This window comes from Leisingera sp. McT4-56, from assembly GCF_020514995.1.
GTDB lineage: Bacteria > Pseudomonadota > Alphaproteobacteria > Rhodobacterales > Rhodobacteraceae > Leisingera > Leisingera aquaemixtae_A.
Genome location: NZ_JAJALF010000001.1, coordinates 284,345 through 302,880, shown reverse-complemented (window position 1 = coordinate 302,880; position 18,536 = coordinate 284,345). Strand labels below are relative to the sequence as shown.

The window sequence follows — 18,536 nt, the reverse complement described above, 5'->3', positions numbered from 1 at the left end:
AATTGGAAGGCGGCTATTTGGCTTATTGCGGAAACATTACGTTCCGATTGGTAAACAAAGGCTAAAGCTTTCCGTAAATTTTCGGAAAAACTCACTCCTGCCAGTCGGGGGGGCGTTTTTCGATAAAGGCGGCCATGCCTTCGATGGTGTCCCGGTACATCAGGTTCTCGACGATCACGCCGCTGGTATAGGCATAGGCCTGGTCCAGCGGCATCTGCAGCTGTTCATAAAACGCCTGCTTGCCGATTTTCACCGCCGCGCCGAGCTTGGACGCGATGGTTTCCGCCAGCCGGGTGGTCTCCGCCTCCAAGTCCTGCAGCGGCACGGCGCGGTTGGCGAGCCCCAGCTCAACGGCGCGTGCAGCGTCCACGAATTCGCCGGTGGTCAGCAGCTCAAACGCCTGTTTGCGCGGGATATTGCGCGACAGTGCCACCATCGGGGTGGAGCAGAACAGCCCGATGTTTACGCCGTTGACGCCGAACTTGGTGCCTTCGGCCGCCACCGCCAGGTCGCAGGAGGCAACCAGCTGGCAGCCCGCAGCGGTAGCAATGCCGTGGACCTGCGCAATCACTGGCTGGGGCAGCGACTGCAGCCCCGTCATCACGCTGGTGCAGCGCGCAAACAGATCCTGGAAATAACCCTTGCCGCCGTCGTCGCCTGCGCGGCCTGCGGTCATCTGCTTGATGTCATGGCCGGCGCAGAACCCTTTGCCGGTGCCGGACAGAATCACCACCTTGATACGGCTGTCTTCGCGCAGGGCATCGATTTGCTCCTGCAGCGCGGCCAGCATCTCGTCCGACAGCGCGTTCAGCTTCTCGGGCGTGTTCATGGTCAGCCGGGCAATCGCACCCGTGTCGTGACGTTCCAGAATTGCCATCTTGCCCTCCGTGCAAATCCGGGGGCAACTCTAGGCGGAGCGAACGGAAAGGGAAAGCATGGCGCTGGCATTTGATGTCGCAGGTCTGACCGAATACCTGCATGAGATTTTTCCGCAGGTGCGGGATGACTTTGCCATCGAAACGATGGGGGAAAACCATCTCAGGATGCGACTCTTGACGGCGGAGAGGCACCTGCGCCCCGGCGGCACGGTGTCCGGCCCGTCGATGTTTGCGCTGGCCGATTGCGCGGTCTACGCGCTGATCCTGGCGCATCTGGGGCAGGAGGCGCTGGCTGTGACCACCAACTGCTCGCTCGATTTCATGCGCAAGCCCGCGGCCGGTGCCGACCTGATTGGCGAGGCGCGGCTGCTGAAACTGGGCCGTGTGCTGGCGGTAGCGGATGTGCTGATCTATTCCGAGGGCATGGCAGAGCCGGTGGCCCGTTCCTCGATGACCTATTCGATCCCGCCCAAGCGTTAGAGCGCAGTTGCGAAGGGCTGGCCGACCTTGACCAGGGTCTCCCGCCCCTTGGCGCTGTTTGCCACCAGATCATCGGAGAACTGGACTTTACCTGGCTCGAACACCACCACCACGGTGGAGCCGCCGAATTTGAAATAGCCCTTCTCGTCCATCTTCTGCACGGCGCCCGAAGTGCGGGTGTTGACGATGGAGCCGACCCCGAAGGCGCCGACCTCGACAAAGCAGTAGCTGCCCAAAGCCTCGGTTTCGATCAGCGTCCAGGTCCGCTTGTTCTCGCCGAACACATCCGGCCCGGCGCCAAGGGCAATCGGGTTGACCGAATGCAGCGCGCCGGGAATGTCCTGCGATGCCGTGATGCGGCCCGCGGCGGGGAAATGGTAGCGGTGGTAGTCCGCCGGGCACAGCCGCACGATCGCCAGCGCGCCGCCGATGAACCGCTCCGCAATGCCGGGCAGCATGGTGCGCACCGACATCGGATAGCCCTTGACCGGGACAAACACGTCCTCTGCCAGTTCCGGGAACACTAGCACCCGGCCATCAGCGGGGGATACAATGTCTTTCGGGTCCGCGCTGAAGGGACGGGCCTCGGGCCTCAGATGGCGCACGAAGAAGTCGTTGAAGCAGCCAAAGCTGTCCGCCGGGGCCGTGGCCTCGCTCATGTCGATGGACAGTTCGTCGACCACTGCCGCGATCTTGCCCTTGGAAAACCGCGAGTCGAACCAGGCGCCCATCAGCCGGCTGATCAGGGAAGAGTGGAACAGCAGCTTTTCGACCGGCCTGGCGCTGGCGTTCTGATAGGCCCAGCGGATCCACTTCTCGCCCAGCACCGCCTCTTCAAAGGTCTCGCCGGTCTCGCGGTCTACAACAAGAATGGGGTCGCGCTGCATCAAATCTGCCAAATCTGGTTTCGTCCCGCTGCGCCTAGCAAAGCGCGGGGAGCGGGCCAAGAGCGGATTTTCATATGGCGGTTGCGCGGTTCCGCTTCTTTCGGGTGGCGGCGCAAATAAAAAAGGCCGGGGCATGCCCCGGCCGTAAGGTTGTTCTTTTGCCCAGGGGATCACGGGCGCCAGAACGGAAGAGTGGCTTCATAGTGGGCGTCCTCACGGGACAGCCCGATGTCCTTCAGCTGCGTATCGCTCAGGTGTTTCAAATGGGTTCGGGTGCGATGGCGCAGGCTCCACTTGGTCACCAGCACGGCAAAGGAGACGGCCCATTGCGCCAGCACCGGCAGGGCCGGGCGGCTGTTCAGATAGGACATGTTCGATTGTGCCATTTGCGTATGCTGTGCCATGGGAGGCTTCCTTCGTATTGTGTTGATACAATCCTGTTGATTTGTCGTGGCGTTTTGATACAAAGGGGGTGCAGTATTGTCCAAGGATGGATTGTAATGGGTACAATTTGGCCGCAGGCCCTGGGTGAGACAAAAGGTCCCAAGTACAAAAAGGTCGCAGATACAATCCGGTCGGCTGTTGAAATGGGCAGCCTGAAAATTGGTACAAAGCTGCCGCCGGTACGCGATCTCGCGTATCAGTTGAGCATCACCCCCGGCACCGTCGCCCGTGCCTACAGCATTCTGACCGATGAGGGCGTGCTGGAAGCTGAGGTCGGGCGCGGCACTTTCGTAGCCGAAAAGAAGAAACCGGTGCCCGATGACGTATGGTCGCGGGAGCTGCATCTGCTGGAGGCACGCGATCCCGGCCATGTCAGCCTGTTCAGCCCGCGGATTGCCGACATGGGGCAGGTGGCGGCGGTGCGCGAAGCGCTGCACAAGGTGGCCGAGGGCGAGGCGCGCAATTTCCTGAATTATCCGACCCGCGATGCATATCAGCCGGTGCGCCAGGCGGCTGCCGCCTGGATTGCGCAGGCGCCGGTTGGCCCGGTCAGCGAAAAGGACGTGGTGCTGACCCACGGCGGCCAGAACGGGCTGATGGTGGCACTGCAGGCAATCTTGCAAGGCCCGCAGCCGGTGATCATGGTCGAGGATCTGACCTATGCGGGCTTCCGCCGCGCAGCAGAGCTGCTCAGGGCGCAGGTGGTCGAGGTCGCCATGGATGAACACGGCATCCGCCCGGACGCAATGGAGCTGGCGATCCGAAAATCCGGCGCCTCCGTCATCTGCACCAGCCCGGAAGTGCATAATCCCACCGGGCTGTTCACGCCGCTGGAGCGCCGCAAGGAGATCGTCCGCATTGCCCGCCGCCACGGCGTGCAGATTGTCGAGGACGACTGCTACCGCCTGGGGGAATCGCGCGCGCCCAGCTACCGCGCGCTGGCGCCGGAACTGGCCTGGCATGTCTCCTCGATCTCCAAGATCCTGACGCCGGCCTTGCGCGTCGGCTTTGCGCTGGCGCCGGAGGGGCGGGCGGCAGACCTGCGGCGGGTGGCGGAATACGGCTATTTCGGCCTGGCGCAGCCGTTGGCGGAACTGGTGCGGATCCTGCTCACCGACCCGCGGCTGCCGGGGCTGGTTCAAAGCGTGCGAAACGAAATGGCCCGCTACGTGCGGGTGGCGGTCAACGCGCTTGGCGGTTTTGACCTGACCTGGAACCCGGAGGTGCCGTTCCTGTGGCTGAAACTTCCGTCCGGCTGGCGCGCCGCCGCCTTTACCCGCGCGGCAGAGGCCAACGGGGTGCAGATCCGCTCGGCGGATGAATTCGCCCTGCGCGACGGTCGCGCGCCGCATGCGGTGCGCATCGCCATCAACGCGCATGTGCCGCTGAAGCAATTCGAAGAGGCGATGCTGCGCCTGCGCGCGCTTCTGGACAACCCGCCGGAGCAGATCAGCGTGTGATTTTGTGGGGTATTATTATACCTATTTTTTAACGTACTGATTTGTAATGGTTTATTCTTGTTTGGTGGTGTTGACTGGGGCTTTGGATGCCCGTAAACCCCGTCCATCGAATTCAGGCCGATGACCTATGGGATTCTGCCTTCACGACAAACAGGATTGACCTGCCATGAAAACCTTCTCTGCTACTCCGGCAGACATCGAGAAGAAGTGGATCCTGATCGACGCCGAGGGCGTTGTTCTGGGCCGTCTTGCCTCGATCGTTGCCATGCGCCTGCGTGGCAAGCACAAAGCCTCGTTCACTCCGCATATGGACATGGGCGACAACGTCATCATCATCAACGCCGACAAGGTGCAGATGACCGGCAAGAAGCGCGACGAGCACTTCTACTGGCACACCGGCCACCCGGGCGGCATCAAGTCGCGCACCAAGCAGGAAATCCTGGAAGGTGCACACCCGGAGCGCGTCGTGTTCCAGGCTGTCAAGCGCATGCTGCCGGGCAACCGCCTGTCGCGCCAGCAGATGACCAATCTGCGTATCTATGCCGGTGCCGAGCACCCGCACGAAGCCCAGGCACCTGAAGTTCTGGACGTCAAATCCATGAACAAGAAAAACACCCGGAGCTGATACCGATGGCTGATCAGATCAACACTCTCGAAGAGCTCGCAGCTGCAACCGGTGTGGAAGCAGTGGCCGAAGAAACCATCGCGCGTGAGCCGGTTCGTGACGAACTGGGCCGCTCCTATGCCACCGGCAAGCGTAAAGACGCTGTTGCCCGCGTCTGGATCAAGCCGGGCTCCGGCAAGGTCGAGGTGAACGGCAAAGAGCTGAACAAGTACTTCGCCCGCCCGGTGCTGCAGATGATCCTGCGCCAGCCGTTCCAGGTTGCCGGCGTCGAAGACCAGTTCGACGTTTACGCCACCGTCAAAGGCGGCGGCCTGTCCGGTCAGGCCGGTGCGGTCAAGCACGGCATCTCCAAAGCCCTGCAGCTGTACGATCCGTCGCTGCGCGGCGCGCTGAAAGCGGCCGGCTTCCTGACCCGCGACAGCCGCGTTGTGGAACGTAAGAAATACGGTAAGGCCAAAGCCCGCCGTTCGTTCCAGTTCTCCAAGCGCTAAGCTGGAAACACATGCTTTTGGAAGGGCTCGCCGCTGGCGGGCCCTTTTCCGTTCCGGCCTCCGCCATTTCCTGCAATCTTTCAGAGTTCTTTTAGAAAGTTTTTCTAGGTTGGCCCGGTATTCAACGGATCAACACTGGAAGGCGGGACAGACAATGGCTTCTCCTGAGAACTTCAAGACCGCCCCGATTGGCGCCGGGCAGCTGGAAATCGGCCGCTTTACCCACGGGTATGAGGACATGGACATTCAGGGGCAGGACAGCGGCGCCAGTATCTCCATGGGATCGTTCTGCTCGGTGGGCCGGGGGGTGAGGGTGCTGCTGGATCAGTCGCCGGCATTGGACCGGATCACTGCCTTTCCGTTTGGCGAGGTATTCACCGATCATCTGGGCGGCGCGGAAACGCACGCGCCCCGGCAGGGCGGCCATGATGTGGTGATCGGTAATGACGTCTGGATCGGCGCCAATGCCACGCTGCTGGGCGGGGTGACCATTGGCGACGGCGCTGTTATCGGCCCCAACGCCACCGTGGCCGGCGATGTGGGTGCTTACGAGGTCTGGGCGGGAAACCCGGCACAGATGGTCCGCAAACGCTTTGACGACGCGGTTTGCAAAAAGCTACAGGAACTGCGCTGGTGGGATCTGCCGCTGCCCCTGATCCGGGAGATGGCGCCGCTGCTGTCCGCGCAGCCCACTGCGGACCTGATCGAAGGCTTGCAGGGCATTGTCAGCGACCTCGTGACCTTCACCGGCGAAAGCGCAGCCTGACCGCTTGAAACCGCGAAACCCGTCTGTATCAGGGCTGATTTCCGGCCCGGGGCGGCCTGCGCTGTCCCCGGGCGTTAACTTTTTCAAAAAACTAGCGTAACATGGGCAGACCGCTTCCTGTTGGGGGACAGCAGTCATGCCGCAAACGATCTACGAGAAGTACGGCGGGTTCAGCGCTATCAGCCGGGTCGTGATGACCTTTTACGAGCTGGCGCTCGATTCCGATCAGATCGGCGACTACTTCGCCGACGTGGATATGGCGCGCCTCATCGACCACCAGACCAAGTTCATTTCCTCGCTGCTGGGCGGGCCGGCCTCGTTCAGCGATGACCGGCTGGAGGCGGTGCACCGCGCCTTGGGCATCAGTCACGAAGACTTCGACGAAATGGGCACGCTGCTGAAAGAAGCGCTGGAACAGCATGGGCTGTCGGAACCGGATATCCGAACCACACTCAGCGCCATCGAATCGAAACGCAGCATCATTGTCACCAGGGATGCGGCATGAGCATTGCCGCCATCAACGAACAGTTGTTGCGCGCAATCGGCGTCGGTGTGGCTGTCGTTCGGGCCTCTGATCTGGGGTTTGTCTTTCACAACCAGCCGTTTGCGGAATGGTTCGGCACCCCGGGGCCCGGCGCGTCCCTGATAGATGCTATTGACGGCCTCAGCGCGGAAGACTTGAACACGCTGTGCGACGAAGGGCTGCGCTATTCCGCAGAGCTCAAGATCAAGCGCAAGCGCCGCACGCTGGTGTTTGCCATCAATATCTCCCAGGCCAGCCATCTGGACGAGCCGCTTTTGGTGGTGGAATGCCAGAACATCACCCGCATCCGCGAGCTGGAGAGCATGATCGACAGCTACTCCGCTATGGTGGAGCGCAACACCCGCGAGCTGGAGCGCGAGAAGGAGCGGGTGGAACGGCTGCTGCTAAACCTGATGCCGCGCTCCGTCTATGAGGAATTCAAGACCTTCGGGGTGGTGACACCGCAGCTCTATCCCAAGGTCTCGGTCGTAATGCTGGACTTTGTCGATTTCACCGATTTTGCCTCGCGCACCGATCCGACGGTGACACTGGGAGAGCTGAACGACATTTTCACTGCCTTCGACCGCATCGTCGAGCAATACGGCTGCGAGCGGATCAAGACCATCGGCGACGCTTACCTGGCGGTGTCCGGAATGCCGGACCCGGCACCGGACCACGCCACCGCTGTGGCCCATTGCGCCACCCGGTTCCTGCGCTACCTGGACCGGCGCAACCAGAGCCATCAGCACAAGTGGCAGGCCCGGATCGGCCTGGGAACCGGATCTGCCGTCGGTTCTGTGGTGGGCATCCAGAAGTATGTCTATGACGTCTTCGGCCCGGCGGTGAACCTGGCCTCCCGCCTGCAAGTCTTTGCCAACCCGATGAAAATCGTCGCGCCCGAAGAAATGAAGGAAGCCCTGTCCGAGGAATTCCACGTCACCGATATCGGACCTGAGGATATTAAGGGCATCGGCGAAGTGAATCTGGTCAATGTCGGCAGTGAGCTGAGCGCGCCGCAGCCGAGCGGCCGGTTCTAGCAGCCGGGTCTAACTGTCTGGCCCGATCAGCCCCAAGCCGCGCAAGTAGATGCCAATACCGCTTTCCAGCAGATCCTCCGGCGGGAAGGGCGAGGCGGCACCGGGAGAGTTGCGCGCATAAAGCTCCACCACCCCGTGGCTCATCGCCAGCACATGGGCCGAGAACATCGAGGCCGGCGGGCGTTTCTCGGCCGGGATATGCTGGCTGAGGTCGGCTGCGGCTCGTTCCAGGATCTGCCGCGCCCGCGCCGCGGCATCGGCCAGTTCCGGGGTGCGGTTCACCGAAATCCCGCTTTCGAACATGGCGATGTAATGTCCGGGATGCTTGCGGGCAAAGGCCAGATAGGCGCGCCCGGTCGCCTCAAACGCCGCCAGTGCAGAGGGCTGGTACTTGTCATAGGCATGCTGCATCAGGTCTGCGAACATAACGTAGCCCTGACGCGAGGCCTCGGCGATCAGATCCTCGCGCCCTTCGAAATGGCGGTAAACAGCCGCCGGGGTGACACCGGCCTGCTTGGCGGCCTCCGACAGGGTAAAGCCGGTCGGCCCCTTGGCCTCGATCAGCTGCAGGGCAGCTTCGACCAGCGCCTGGCGCAGATTGCCGTGATGATAACCGCGTTTAGGCATCCCAGATGTCCGGGCCTCCGCAAATCTTGGTGTCCAGGGCGCCAATCGCCTTGGAGTCCTTGCTGGCATAGTCAATGGCGTGCAGCACGCTGCGCATCGCCGCCAGCCTGGCCCGCCGTTTGTCATCCGAGCGGATGATGGTCCAGGGGGCTTCGGCGCAGTGGCTGCGCGCAAAGGTTTCGGAGATGGCGGCGGTGTATTCGTCCCATTTCTCCAGCCCCTTCACATCAATCGGGCTGAGCTTCCACTGTTTCAGGGTGTCCGACTCCCGCGACAGAAACCGCCGCAACTGTTCAGCCCGGCCAACGTTGAGCCAGAATTTGAACAGCCGGATGCCATCCTCGGCCAAGGCCTGCTCAAACCCCTTCACCTGGTGAAAGAACCGCTCGCGCTGCGCGTCCGTGCAAAAGCCGAACACCTTTTCCACAACGCCGCGGTTGTACCAGCTGCGGTCAAAGAACACGATTTCGCCGCCGGACGGCAGGTGATGGATGTAGCGCTGGAAATACCACTGGCTCTGTTCCGCCTCGGTGGGTTTCGGCAGCGCCACTACCCGTGCGCCGCGCGGGTTCAGGTTTTCCCGGAACCGCCGGATGGTGCCGCCCTTGCCAGCCGCATCCCGGCCTTCAAACACGATGGCAATGCGGGCGCCGCTGGACTTGACCCAGGATTGCAGCTTCACCAGTTCGATCTGCAGTGCCTCCAGCTCTGCCTCATAGGGCTTGCGCTTCATCCGCTCGTTGTGCGGGTAGCCGGGGCTCAGGATATCATCCTTGTCCGCACCCTTGATCGCCGCGCGGATCTCCTCCGGCGCGCCGCTTTGGCTGTAGCGGCTGATGGCCCCGTCAAATGGCAGCGGCATGTGCAAAACCCTTCTGTCCTCAACCCCTTATATGGGAAGACAGTATGGAATGTGAATCGTTTTAACGCAAATTTGCGCAGCTGACATGGGGGCGTTGCGGCAAAAGCCGGAGGGTGCTGCACCGGCCCGGCGCGGGCAGGTGCAGTTGAGGGTTACAGACTGCTGGGGATCAGCTGCCGCGGTTTTACACCTTGAGCTTTTTTCGCAGCCGCCGGATCTTCGATTTGAACTTGAACCCCTTTTCCAGGCTTGCGCTGTTGGTGGCCTTCCACCATTCCCGGTCCTTCGGCCAGCTGCGCCACACAATACCGTCCGCCGCCGTCAGGTGAGAGATGCATTCTTCTTCACCTGGTTCGGACAGGCGTTCGCCATTCTTGGCCCAGTACCAGGTCAACTTCTGGCACACGCGGCCCTTGGCATCGATATACCATTTCCCGACTCCAACACTGTCAGGATGCTTACCGCAATAGGCCTGGGCTTCCCAGCGGGGGCCGTAATAGATGCCACCCTCGCACTTCTTCCATCGCTGCGTTTTGCCGCCGTACAAGCTGGCCAAATCCTGCGCCGCTGGAACTGTCGCGTTCTGCGGTTTGGGATCAGCCGTGGCCTGTGATGTTGAAAAAATTACGCCGAAGATCGTTACAATGATGGCGAGACCGGGTGTTTTCATAGTACCCTCCATTACCAGAGGGATAGTATACCACAGCTTGAGTAACAATTCTCTGGGGTTGTTTCTGTCCGCTTCTTTTAGCACCGTGTCCGCAGTAAAGATGGCCCATTGAATTGCAGCAGAGCAGGCTGTTTCAGCTCAAATTCGCGCGCGCGGCGGCGCGGTGAATGGCGGCAGCGACCTCATCCGTTGCCACATGGTGCGGCATGTGGCCGATGCCCTCCAGCAGGGTCAAGTCTGCGGTCGGGACATCGCGCACCAACTGCCGGGCGTGGATGTCGGGATTGACGGTGTCATCCGCAGTGCCGTGGATGATTTCAACCGGTATGCTGATCCGGTCGTAGTGCGGTGCCAGGGATATCACCTCGTCCAGCAGGTTGGCGCGCTGTTTGGCATTGGCCCGCAGCGATGCGCGCCTGAGCGTCAGGCCGATGCCGAAATGACTGGCGTAGCCTTCCGGGACAGCCTGGGGGGCAAACACGGCGTCCAGTGTCTCCATAACGGTTGCCCGGGAGACATAGGCAGTCACGGCCGGGACAGCCAGCGCGCTGCCCAGGCGCGTGGAAGTCACCCGGTAGAACAGGTCCAGCGGCGTGTCCCAGGGATGGGATACCCCGGCAACCGAAACCAAGGCTGCAACACTTTGCGGGTGGTCCACCGCCCAGGCCAGCGCCACCGCGCCGCCATAGCTCTGGCCCAGAACAACCGGGGTCTCAGCCCCCATCTGCGCGGCGGCCTGGCGCAGCACATCAGCCTGCTGGCGGATCGTCGCGCCGCTGCCGTTCAGCGGGCTGGAATAGCCCAGTCCGGGACGGTCGAAGATCAGGATGCGAAAGTCATCGGCCAGCGCAGGGGCAAGGCGGAAGGTCATGTCCCGGGTGTTGCCGCTGGAGCCGTGGATCAGCACCAGATCCGGGGCACTGCCCTTGGGGCGGCCCATTTCCACCACATGCACCCTGTGGCTGCCCACCACCAGGATCTGGCCCTGCGGCGGGTGGCTGGCGATGGCCGCCGCCTCGCGGCGGCCTGCCTGCCAGGAAGTGAGGGCAGCCCCCGCTGCCACGGCAAGGCCCGCCCAGACCAGCATTCTAGCGGCCGATCTCTTCCAGATCGTAAGGCGTCGTCTGATAGATCTCATTGATCCAGTTGCCGTACAGAAGATGCGCGTGGCTGCGCCAGCGGTTCTGCGGCTGGCGGCTGGGATCATTGTCCGGATAGTAGTTGCCCGGCACGTTGATCGGGGTGCCGTTGGCCACGTCGCGGTCGTACTCCTGCTTCAGCGTGTCGCTGTCGTATTCGAAGTGATTGAAGATATAGAGCGCCCGGTGCGCCTTGTCCTCGATCAGGCAGGGGCCGACCTCGTCACTGCCCAGAAGCGTCTTCAGGCCCTCTGCGGCATCGACCTCTTCCTGCTTCATCTCCGTCCAGCGGCTGACCGGGATCACGAAATCATCCGAGAACCCGCGAAGGTACGGCGAGGCCGGCGCCAGGTTCTGATGCCGGAAGCAGCCGAATGCCTTGTGGTCCAGCATGTGCTTCTTGACGCCATGGAAGTGGTTGATCATCGCCATGCCGCCCCAGCAGACGCCAAAGGTCGAATGCACGTTGGTCTGGGTCCATTCGAACACCTCCTGCATCTCGTCCCAATAGGTCACTTCGGGAAATTCCAGGTGCTCGATCGGCGCGCCGGTGATGATCAGCCCGTCGAACTTCTCGTGCTTCACTTCCTGGAAGGAGTGGTAGAACTCCTCCATGTGCTCAGCCGCGGTGTTCTTGGTCTGATGCTCGGTCATCCGGATCAGGCTCAGCTCAATCTGCAACGGGGTGGCGCCGATCAGCCGGGCAAACTGGTTCTCGGTCTGGATCTTCTTGGGCATCAGGTTCAGCAGGCCGATGCGCAAGGCGCGGATGTCCTGCCGCGCCGCCTGATCCGGCGACATGACCATCACGCCTTCGTTCGTCAGAACGTCATAGGCGGGCAGGTCTGCGGGGATCTTGATGGGCATGTCAGCGTCCTGATTTGCGGAAGGTTGTGCGATATAGCGGAAGTTTTCAGATAAGCGGGTTAGCCGCGGTCCTCAAGGGCCGAGGCGATCAAATCCACGAAACCAGCCTCATCCTTGACGGCTGAGATCTGGTCGGCGGTAACGGTGACGCCCCAGTTGTCGGCCATCGCCTGATAACGCGGCTGGCGGTGCGCCAGCGCCTGGGCATAGGTCCAGCGGATAAAGGCATCGGGGTCGACATCAACCTCGGATATCCCGTTTTCCTTGAGATACTCTTGCCACACCCGGTCCAGGAACTCCGGCTGGTAGGACATCGGCTTGGGCGCGCGGTCGAACCGGCGCACCAGCTCGGCAGTATGCGCCTCGCTGCCCTTGATCCAGACCATCAGCGTGTGCTTGCTGAGTTCAGACAGGATCTGGTCCTTGGGGTCATCGGCATCCACCCATTCGCAGATCGACCCGCCGGTGTCGCAGATGAAATGCGGATAGCCATACAGCTGCTGCGCGCGGCCTTCGAAATATTCGGTGTCCAAAAGCGCCCGGATTTCCGCCACCCGGAACTGTTCCTGGCGCCGCTTGTATTCCGCGATCGGCAGGCCGCCCTTGGCCACATCGCCGGGCTTGCCCAGGTAGGCGGCCACCGGCGTCAGGTTCTCAAAGGTGATGTTGGAGCCGATGAAGATCGAATCCGACAGCAGAAGCTCGCGCAGGAACGGCACCTTCATCGCCTCCGCCTTGGCGTTGTCGGCGATGTATTCGCCCATGTAGCGGGTGCCGATGCGGTAATCGACCGAGTAGTGGAACCAGCTGCCGGCGCCGCGCAGAACATTGCTGACATAGGTTTTGCCAAGCCCGGACATGCCAAAGAACAGCACCCGTTTATTCGGCGCGTCGCGCCAGTCCTGCGCAGAAGAGTAAAGCATGGAGTTTCCAAGTCCCTGAAGGTTTCACGCCTTGCTAATCACCCGCGCGGGCTTGGTCAATTGCGTGTGCGCTTGCGCCGCAGCCCGCGGCAGGCGCAAAGAAAAACCCCCGCATTCCGGATGCGGGGGTGAACTGCTCGTTTCAGCCTGCAGCGGCTGCTGCCTGTGCCGGGATCAGAAGTGGAAGCCGACTTTCAGGCCGAAGCTGACCGCGTCGTTGTCCTCGAAATCGGTCACCGGGTTGCCGCCGGGAGAGGCAACTGCGTCGCCCAGCTGGGTGTAGCGGACACCGGCAGAGACGGTCATGTTGTCCTGCTTGTACTGCACGCCCAGGCGGATCGCCTCATAGCCATGGGTCGGCGCCAGCGGCGAGACCAGATCGTCGCCGTCCGCATCCGCATAGATCAGCGCGACAGAGCCGGACCAGTTCTCGTTGAAGGCGCGGCCGATACCCAGCGTGTAGGTCACCGAGTCGTCCAGGTCGATCAGGTCACGGTCCAGAATCCCGGGAACCAGGTTGGTTACGCTGTGCTCGGCCCAGCGGATGCCGCCGAACAGCAGCGTGTCCTGTGCGATGCCGGTTTGGAAATCCAGGTTCACCGACTGCGGCGTCTTGGTCTTGGTCGTGCTGGACCCGCTTGCAAGCGGGAAACCGGCAAAGGTTTCGGTCAGGTCGAATTCATGTTCGATTTCGGAGCTGTAGGTCAGGGCTGCGCGCAGGGCGATCTCGGGGATCTCATAGGCAACGCCGGCCACCCAGCCAAAGGCGCCGTCCTTGTCCACTTTCACATTGTAGGTGCCGCCAGGAATGGCTGCGTAGGCGGCGCCGGCCAAATTGATTTCGCCGTCAATTTCCTGATAGCGGATGCCGCCGTGGGCGCTGAAGCGCTCGTTGAACTTGTAACGCAAAAGAGCGGTGATGGAGTTCGAATCTGCTTGCGCTGTGGTGCCACCGAGCCAAGCAGAGCCATCCACCGGATAGTTCACATCCACACCCCAGGGCTGATCGAAGATCAGAGCAAACGACAGCTTTTCGTTGAGGTCCCGCTTGTAGCCGGCGCCGAACATGTTGAAGCGCTCACCAACATCTCCGCTGGTAGACGGGGTCACAAAAGGGCTTAGGTCCCGGTCGTTGCCCGACAGGTCCACGGATGTGGTCGCGAAAGAGAATTCGGCGTAATTGCCTTCTTCGAAGATGATCCCGATCGGCTGGCCGGTGCGGTCCAGGCCGCTTGCCATAGCAGAACCCGATGCCAGCGCCAGAACGGCTGACGTTGCAAGATAGCGTTTCATTGTTCCTCCCAGTATTGCAGCTGTTCCAAGCCGCTTAACGCGAACGTAATCGGCGGGATTTCCGCAAATCAACATTAACCGCGCGGCAACTAGGCGGATTCAGTCAGCCCTGAGGGGTTCTGTGGGGCTGTCTTGCAACTATGTTCAGGTAATTTGCGATGCAGATGACGGCGGCGCCGCCCAGCACCCAGGCATCCAGCGCCTCGCCGTAGATCACCATGCCCAGGATCGCGATGGCAGGCAGGCGGGCAAAGTCCACCGGCACCACCACACTGGCCGGGGCCAGCGACAGCGCGGTGGTCAGGCAGAAATGCGCGGCGAGGCCGGCAATGCCGATCAGCACCAGCCAAGGCAGGGTGGCGGCATCGGGCAGCGCCATGTCGCCGTCCCACCCAGCCGCCAACACCCCCATCACCAGTTGCATGGAGGTGAGCCAGAACAGGATTGAGGCGGTGTTCTCATGCCGGGTCAGCCGCTTGGTCAGGATTGCGGTGAGCGCAAAGAAGATGGCGCAGCTGGCCGCTGCCATCAGGCCGATGTTGATGGTGTCGGGGCTTGGGCGGGCAACAATCAGGATGCCCGCAAAACCCAGCGCCGCCGCCAGCATCCGCCGCCGGGTGAGCACCTCTCCCAGCAGGATCGGCGACAGGATAATCACCCACAGCGGCGAGGTGAACTCCAGCGCAAAAACCTGCGCCAGCGGAATCAGCGTCACCGCCAGGAACCACAGGTTCTGGCCGGTGAAGTGGAAGATGTTGCGCAGCAGATGCACCTTCAGCCGCTGCCCCCGCACCTGGTGCCAGCGGCCTGTTACGGTGAGGGCTGCAACCACGATCATTACACCCACCAGGCTGCGGTAGGCCATGATTTCGAAGGTATCCAGCGTCAGCCCCGCCTCGCGGCCCGCAATCGCCATCGCGGAAAAGGAGACGATGGCGCCGATCATCCAAACGGCGGCGGCAACCGGTTCCGATTTCTGCATGAAGGACCTCCCGTTGCCGCAGGAAGGCGCGATCCTGCAGCGGCGTCAAGGGGTCTCGCAGCCAGGAGGTTCAGCGGTTCAGATAATCTCGCGCAGCAGCCCGGCCTGCGGAAGGCTTGCGATTGTCTCCTTCGCTTGCGCCCCAAGTTGTGCCAGCCCGGCCTCATCCTTCAGCGCTTCGTCAATTCCCGCCGCAAGCTGGCCGTAGGGCAGGGGCAGCATCCCGTCGCGGTAGCAGTCGTCGATCCGGGTTCCGGGGTTCACTTCGGCCGCGATGGGAACACCATTGGTCATCAGGTAGAAGGTCCGCACGATCTCGAATATCTGCGTTTCATAGTAATGAAGGTTCAGAACAATCCGCGAGCGGGCGATCCACGCATCACGGTCCTGGCCGTATACGCCGAACAGTGCCTTGACCCGCAGGCCGCGGGATTCGAGATCTGCAAGAACCGCCTGCCTGCGCGGGTTGATACAGCCGTAGAACAGCACGTCGACGTCGGGCTTCTCCCGCCGCGTGATCCGGCACAGTTCCTTTTGATAGCCGAGCTGAAGCTTCTCCACCCGTTTGACGCCAAAGTCCCTGAGGTGGGCGACATTTGCCTCGCTGTAGTCCCACAGCGTGAAGTCCTGCGAGAACCACTCAAGAATTCGCTTGTTCCAGTCGCCGAACACCGCGCCCAGCTGCTCGGTGTTGAGGATGATGGTGCCGGGCGGCATCTGCTTGGCAAAGCTAGGATTGAGAAGGTGGATGCCGATCACGATGTTGCGTGCCGCCGGGTCGATTCTGTTTCTGGTGGAGACAGCTTCGAAGCCGAGATCGCGCAGTGCGTAAAGCAGCAGGTCGGCAATCTCGTAGAACGCGCCCGAATGGACGTAGTTCTGGGGCTCAATCAGGCAGATGTTGAACTTCTGTGTCATGTATCTCAGCCAATTGCGCCTTAGCCGGCGGCCGCTTGGGGATGCGGCTGTGCGGCGGGTTGCCGGTCGTAGTTGAAGTTGTCGAAGTCCATGCTGTAGAGCTTTTGGGCGACGGCTAGGCCTTCGTCGCTCAGAACAAGGTCGCCTGGGTCAAAGCTGTCGGGCAGCCGCAGGTGGTTGCTGTGCGTAATCTGCTGGCTGGCAGGGTTGCTGAACAGGGCGGCATCGATGAAGGCCTTGGCGTGCTCCGCGCCGTTTTCCTCCAGCTTGAAAACCTGGTAATTGGCGCCGGGATAGAAAAAGCCCGACTGCGGATAGAAATGGCCATCCATCCAACCTTTGGTCAGAACGTTTTCCAGCAGGCGGGTCTTGACGAATTGGTCCAGGGTTTCGTCGCTGCCGATCCGGCGCTCGACCAGCCGCTGGAATTTGTAGGCGCTTTCAAGCCGCGCAATCGGATGGCGCACGATGGTGAAAAAGGCGGTGAAAAAATCCTTGGGGAACAGCCGCGACAGGGATTCCCCGTCGATGTGCTGGGGGGAAGAGATGTTCCAGTGCTTCTGCTGCGGCGGGTTGGACACATATTGTTCGTCCAGGAAGGCGAGGCTTACGCCTTTCAGGCCCTGCACATAGCGCTCGACAGAGGTGCCGCCGCACTTGGGAATATGCGCGAAGTGCAGCAGCACGTCCTTGTATTTGATCACGGGCATTTTGCGCCTCCATTTGCCTTGAAGCAGAAGGCCGCCGGCTACAAACCGGCGGCCAGGTGTTCCGCTCAAGATGGCGCAAATTGCTTAAACGTTCTTTAAAACTGCCGCGGACTGCCCCGTTTCTGCAGGGAAATCCGCGAGGCCCGTGATCATTCCCACTCGATGGTTCCCGGAGGCTTCGAGGTGATGTCGTAGGTACAGCGGTTGATGCCCTTCACCTCGTTGATGATCCTTGTGGCGGTTTCGCCCAGGAACTCGTGGCTGAACGGGTAGTAGTCCGCGGTCATGCCATCGACAGAGGTCACCGCGCGCAGAGCGCAGGCGTAGTCATAGGTGCGGCCGTCACCCATCACGCCGACGGTGCGGACCGGCAGAATCGCCACGAAGGCCTGCCAGATGTCATCGTACAGGCCGTGCTTGCGGATCTGGTCGATGTAGATCGCATCCGCCTCGCGCAGGATCTCCAGCTTCTCGCGGGTGATCTCGCCGGGGCAGCGGATCGCCAGACCCGGCCCGGGGAAGGGATGGCGGCCGATGAAGCTCTGCGGCAGGCCCAGCTCGCGGCCGAGGGCGCGGACTTCGTCCTTGAACAGCTCGCGCAGCGGCTCGACCAGCTTGAGGCCCATCTTCTCCGGCAGGCCGCCGACGTTGTGGTGGCTTTTGATGGTGACCGAAGGCCCGCCCGAGAAGGAGACCGATTCAATCACATCCGGGTACAGGGTGCCTTGCGCCAGGAATTCGGCGCCGTCGATGGTGTCGGCGTGTTTCTGGAACACGTCGATGAACAGCTTGCCGATGATCTTGCGCTTGGTTTCCGGATCCGACTGGCCGTCCAGCTCGCCCAGGAACAGATCGCTCTCATCCGCGTGGATCAGCTGGATGTTGTAGTTGTCGCGGAACATCGAGACGACTTCTTCCGCCTCGTTCTTGCGAAGCAGGCCGTGGTCCACGAACACACAGGTCAGCTGATCGCCGATCGCCTCGTGGATCAGGATCGCCGCAACCGAGGAGTCGACGCCGCCGGACAGGCCGCAGATCACCTTCTTGTCGCCGACCTGCTCGCGGATCTTCTCGATCATCTGCTCGCGGTAGGCGCCCATGGTCCAGTCGCCGCTGAAGCCTGCGAGCTTCACGAAGTTCTCATAGAGCTTGGCGCCGTTCGGGGTGTGGTGAACTTCCGGATGGAACTGCACCGCATAGAAGTTGCGGGAGACATCGGCGGTGATGGCAAAAGGCGCGTTGGGGGAAGTGCCGTAGACCTCGAACCCCGGGGCGATTTGGCTCACGTGGTCGCCGTGCGACATCCAGACCTGCTCGCGGTCGGCGTCATTTGCGAACCAGCCGTCCAGCAGCTCCAGCCGGTCAACGGTCGGGGTCACAAAGGCGCGGCCGAACTCCGCGGTGCCGTGGCCGCTTTCCACCTTGCCGCCCAGCTGGTGCATCATCACCTGCTGGCCATAGCAGATGCCCAGGATCGGCACGCCATAGTCGAAAATTTCCTGCGGCGCCCGGGGGCTGCCCTCGCGGGTCACGCTGTCCGGCCCGCCCGAGAAGATCACCGCCTTGGGCGCCAGCTCGCGCACAAAGTCCATGGTGACATTCTGATAGGGGTGGATTTCGCAATAGACGTTCAGCTCGCGCAGGCGGCGCGCAATCAGCTGCGTGACCTGGCTGCCAAAGTCGATGATGAGAAGGCGGTCATGGGATGTCTCTGTCATGCACGCGCCATAGGGCAGGAACGCGCTTTCCGCAAGGGGGTTTGGCCGCGATGCCGGGGGCTGGGCGTTATTTAACGGCAGACCGGCATCAGGGCCGCGCCAGGTATGCCAAAGTCCACCGGCGCGGTGGAAATTGCAGCGGCAATGTCGCTTTTCAACTTGAATGGCCGCAATCCTGCGGCGGCGGCGCGCGCACTGGCTATAATACCCATCGCAATGAAATGCCTGTGGTGAGG

22 protein-coding genes are annotated in these 18,536 nt (G+C 61.8%); 8 read left to right on the top strand and 14 right to left on the bottom strand.

The window, feature by feature from the left end:
- Window positions 1-91 precede the first annotated feature (91 nt).
- A complete protein-coding gene (locus LHL23_RS01425) occupies window positions 92-877 on the bottom strand; it encodes an enoyl-CoA hydratase (RefSeq protein WP_226428526.1) in 786 nt (261 codons plus the stop codon).
- Window positions 878-935: 58 nt separating this feature from the next.
- On the opposite strand from LHL23_RS01425, the gene LHL23_RS01420 reads away from it, so the two are divergent.
- Window positions 936-1,358 carry a PaaI family thioesterase gene (locus LHL23_RS01420; RefSeq protein ID WP_226428525.1) on the top strand — a complete coding sequence of 141 codons (423 nt, stop codon included), beginning with the start codon at window positions 936-938 and terminating at the stop codon, window positions 1,356-1,358.
- On the opposite strand, the gene asd is transcribed toward LHL23_RS01420, so the two are convergent.
- Complete coding sequence (gene asd, locus LHL23_RS01415) at window positions 1,355-2,245, bottom strand: archaetidylserine decarboxylase (RefSeq protein WP_226428524.1); 891 nt, start codon at window positions 2,243-2,245, stop codon at window positions 1,355-1,357. The two genes, LHL23_RS01420 and asd, sit on opposite strands and share 4 nt — an antisense overlap.
- 170 nt (window positions 2,246-2,415) lie before the next feature.
- Window positions 2,416-2,649: a DUF1127 domain-containing protein gene (locus LHL23_RS01410; protein ID WP_222475523.1), complete on the bottom strand. Its 234-nt coding sequence runs from the start codon at window positions 2,647-2,649 to the stop codon at window positions 2,416-2,418.
- 96 nt (window positions 2,650-2,745) lie between these two features.
- Between LHL23_RS01410 and LHL23_RS01405 the strand changes: the two genes are divergently transcribed.
- The 6 genes from LHL23_RS01405 to LHL23_RS01380 all read left to right on the top strand — a co-directional run bounded on the left by LHL23_RS01405 (window position 2,746) and on the right by LHL23_RS01380 (window position 7,591).
- Complete coding sequence (locus LHL23_RS01405; RefSeq protein ID WP_222475525.1) at window positions 2,746-4,149, top strand: aminotransferase-like domain-containing protein; 1,404 nt, start codon at window positions 2,746-2,748, stop codon at window positions 4,147-4,149.
- Between the two features lie 166 nt (window positions 4,150-4,315).
- A complete protein-coding gene (gene rplM / locus LHL23_RS01400) occupies window positions 4,316-4,774 on the top strand; it encodes a 50S ribosomal protein L13 (protein ID WP_174146423.1) in 459 nt (152 codons plus the stop codon).
- Between the two features lie 5 nt (window positions 4,775-4,779).
- Window positions 4,780-5,265 (top strand): 30S ribosomal protein S9, encoded by a 486-nt coding sequence (rpsI, locus tag LHL23_RS01395; protein WP_222475527.1) that lies wholly within the window; start codon window positions 4,780-4,782, stop codon window positions 5,263-5,265.
- A 154-nt stretch (window positions 5,266-5,419) separates the two neighbouring features.
- Window positions 5,420-6,031, top strand: coding sequence for a CatB-related O-acetyltransferase (locus LHL23_RS01390; RefSeq protein WP_226428523.1), 612 nt, complete (start codon window positions 5,420-5,422; stop codon window positions 6,029-6,031).
- Between the two features lie 136 nt (window positions 6,032-6,167).
- On the top strand, window positions 6,168-6,536 hold the full coding sequence (locus LHL23_RS01385; protein WP_222475530.1) for a group I truncated hemoglobin: 369 nt from the start codon (window positions 6,168-6,170) through the stop codon (window positions 6,534-6,536).
- On the top strand, window positions 6,533-7,591 hold the full coding sequence (locus tag LHL23_RS01380) for an adenylate/guanylate cyclase domain-containing protein (protein WP_226428522.1): 1,059 nt from the start codon (window positions 6,533-6,535) through the stop codon (window positions 7,589-7,591). Before LHL23_RS01385 ends, LHL23_RS01380 begins: the two co-directional genes overlap by 4 nt.
- A 9-nt stretch (window positions 7,592-7,600) precedes the next feature.
- On the opposite strand, the gene LHL23_RS01375 is transcribed toward LHL23_RS01380, so the two are convergent.
- The 11 genes from LHL23_RS01375 to guaA form a co-directional block, all read right to left on the bottom strand.
- Window positions 7,601-8,218 carry a TetR/AcrR family transcriptional regulator gene (locus LHL23_RS01375; protein ID WP_226428521.1) on the bottom strand — a complete coding sequence of 206 codons (618 nt, stop codon included), beginning with the start codon at window positions 8,216-8,218 and terminating at the stop codon, window positions 7,601-7,603.
- Window positions 8,211-9,080, bottom strand: coding sequence for a polyphosphate kinase 2 (ppk2, locus tag LHL23_RS01370; RefSeq protein WP_226428520.1), 870 nt, complete (start codon window positions 9,078-9,080; stop codon window positions 8,211-8,213). The genes LHL23_RS01375 and ppk2 overlap by 8 nt, the downstream gene beginning before the upstream one ends.
- 184 nt (window positions 9,081-9,264) lie before the next feature.
- Window positions 9,265-9,750, bottom strand: a complete 486-nt coding sequence (locus LHL23_RS01365) for a DUF995 domain-containing protein (RefSeq protein ID WP_226428519.1) — start codon at window positions 9,748-9,750, stop codon at window positions 9,265-9,267.
- Window positions 9,751-9,883: 133 nt separating this feature from the next.
- On the bottom strand, window positions 9,884-10,837 hold the full coding sequence (locus LHL23_RS01360) for an alpha/beta fold hydrolase (protein ID WP_226428518.1): 954 nt from the start codon (window positions 10,835-10,837) through the stop codon (window positions 9,884-9,886).
- A 1-nt stretch (window position 10,838) separates the two neighbouring features.
- The gene (gene metA, locus LHL23_RS01355) at window positions 10,839-11,756 is read right to left on the bottom strand and encodes a homoserine O-acetyltransferase MetA (RefSeq protein ID WP_222475537.1); all 918 of its coding nucleotides are present in this window, start codon (window positions 11,754-11,756) and stop codon (window positions 10,839-10,841) included.
- Window positions 11,757-11,815: 59 nt separating this feature from the next.
- Complete coding sequence (locus tag LHL23_RS01350; protein ID WP_226428517.1) at window positions 11,816-12,679, bottom strand: ATPase; 864 nt, start codon at window positions 12,677-12,679, stop codon at window positions 11,816-11,818.
- 174 nt (window positions 12,680-12,853) lie between these two features.
- Complete coding sequence (locus tag LHL23_RS01345; RefSeq protein WP_226428516.1) at window positions 12,854-13,972, bottom strand: outer membrane protein transport protein; 1,119 nt, start codon at window positions 13,970-13,972, stop codon at window positions 12,854-12,856.
- Between the two features lie 103 nt (window positions 13,973-14,075).
- The gene (locus LHL23_RS01340) at window positions 14,076-14,954 is read right to left on the bottom strand and encodes a DMT family transporter (RefSeq protein ID WP_226428515.1); all 879 of its coding nucleotides are present in this window, start codon (window positions 14,952-14,954) and stop codon (window positions 14,076-14,078) included.
- A gap of 78 nt (window positions 14,955-15,032) precedes the next feature.
- Window positions 15,033-15,872, bottom strand: a complete 840-nt coding sequence (locus LHL23_RS01335) for a glycosyltransferase family 1 protein (protein WP_226428514.1) — start codon at window positions 15,870-15,872, stop codon at window positions 15,033-15,035.
- 20 nt (window positions 15,873-15,892) lie between these two features.
- Window positions 15,893-16,582, bottom strand: a complete 690-nt coding sequence (locus LHL23_RS01330) for a sulfotransferase family 2 domain-containing protein (protein ID WP_226428513.1) — start codon at window positions 16,580-16,582, stop codon at window positions 15,893-15,895.
- Window positions 16,583-16,731: 149 nt separating this feature from the next.
- Window positions 16,732-18,300: a glutamine-hydrolyzing GMP synthase gene (gene guaA, locus LHL23_RS01325; RefSeq protein WP_226428512.1), complete on the bottom strand. Its 1,569-nt coding sequence runs from the start codon at window positions 18,298-18,300 to the stop codon at window positions 16,732-16,734.
- Between the two features lie 105 nt (window positions 18,301-18,405).
- Between guaA and LHL23_RS23445 the strand changes: the two genes are divergently transcribed.
- On the top strand, window positions 18,406-18,534 hold the full coding sequence (locus LHL23_RS23445) for a hypothetical protein (protein ID WP_264181120.1): 129 nt from the start codon (window positions 18,406-18,408) through the stop codon (window positions 18,532-18,534).
- The last annotated feature ends 2 nt before the right edge of the window (window positions 18,535-18,536 follow it).

Bases quoted from the DNA above. Each gene is read 5' to 3' on its own strand.
- LHL23_RS01425 (WP_226428526.1), bottom strand. From the start codon at position 877: ATGGCAATTCTGGAACGTCACGACACGGGTGCGATTGCCCGGCTGACC.
- LHL23_RS01420 (WP_226428525.1), top strand. From the start codon at position 936: ATGGCGCTGGCATTTGATGTCGCAGGTCTGACCGAATACCTGCATGAG.
- asd (WP_226428524.1), bottom strand. From the start codon at position 2,245: ATGCAGCGCGACCCCATTCTTGTTGTAGACCGCGAGACCGGCGAGACC.
- LHL23_RS01410 (WP_222475523.1), bottom strand. From the start codon at position 2,649: ATGGCACAGCATACGCAAATGGCACAATCGAACATGTCCTATCTGAAC.
- LHL23_RS01405 (WP_222475525.1), top strand. From the start codon at position 2,746: ATGGGTACAATTTGGCCGCAGGCCCTGGGTGAGACAAAAGGTCCCAAG.
- rplM (WP_174146423.1), top strand. From the start codon at position 4,316: ATGAAAACCTTCTCTGCTACTCCGGCAGACATCGAGAAGAAGTGGATC.
- rpsI (WP_222475527.1), top strand. From the start codon at position 4,780: ATGGCTGATCAGATCAACACTCTCGAAGAGCTCGCAGCTGCAACCGGT.
- LHL23_RS01390 (WP_226428523.1), top strand. From the start codon at position 5,420: ATGGCTTCTCCTGAGAACTTCAAGACCGCCCCGATTGGCGCCGGGCAG.
- LHL23_RS01385 (WP_222475530.1), top strand. From the start codon at position 6,168: ATGCCGCAAACGATCTACGAGAAGTACGGCGGGTTCAGCGCTATCAGC.
- LHL23_RS01380 (WP_226428522.1), top strand. From the start codon at position 6,533: ATGAGCATTGCCGCCATCAACGAACAGTTGTTGCGCGCAATCGGCGTC.
- LHL23_RS01375 (WP_226428521.1), bottom strand. From the start codon at position 8,218: ATGCCTAAACGCGGTTATCATCACGGCAATCTGCGCCAGGCGCTGGTC.
- ppk2 (WP_226428520.1), bottom strand. From the start codon at position 9,080: ATGCCGCTGCCATTTGACGGGGCCATCAGCCGCTACAGCCAAAGCGGC.
- LHL23_RS01365 (WP_226428519.1), bottom strand. From the start codon at position 9,750: ATGAAAACACCCGGTCTCGCCATCATTGTAACGATCTTCGGCGTAATT.
- LHL23_RS01360 (WP_226428518.1), bottom strand. From the start codon at position 10,837: ATGCTGGTCTGGGCGGGCCTTGCCGTGGCAGCGGGGGCTGCCCTCACT.
- metA (WP_222475537.1), bottom strand. From the start codon at position 11,756: ATGCCCATCAAGATCCCCGCAGACCTGCCCGCCTATGACGTTCTGACG.
- LHL23_RS01350 (WP_226428517.1), bottom strand. From the start codon at position 12,679: ATGCTTTACTCTTCTGCGCAGGACTGGCGCGACGCGCCGAATAAACGG.
- LHL23_RS01345 (WP_226428516.1), bottom strand. From the start codon at position 13,972: ATGAAACGCTATCTTGCAACGTCAGCCGTTCTGGCGCTGGCATCGGGT.
- LHL23_RS01340 (WP_226428515.1), bottom strand. From the start codon at position 14,954: ATGCAGAAATCGGAACCGGTTGCCGCCGCCGTTTGGATGATCGGCGCC.
- LHL23_RS01335 (WP_226428514.1), bottom strand. From the start codon at position 15,872: ATGACACAGAAGTTCAACATCTGCCTGATTGAGCCCCAGAACTACGTC.
- LHL23_RS01330 (WP_226428513.1), bottom strand. From the start codon at position 16,582: ATGCCCGTGATCAAATACAAGGACGTGCTGCTGCACTTCGCGCATATT.
- guaA (WP_226428512.1), bottom strand. From the start codon at position 18,300: ATGACAGAGACATCCCATGACCGCCTTCTCATCATCGACTTTGGCAGC.
- LHL23_RS23445 (WP_264181120.1), top strand. From the start codon at position 18,406: ATGCCAAAGTCCACCGGCGCGGTGGAAATTGCAGCGGCAATGTCGCTT.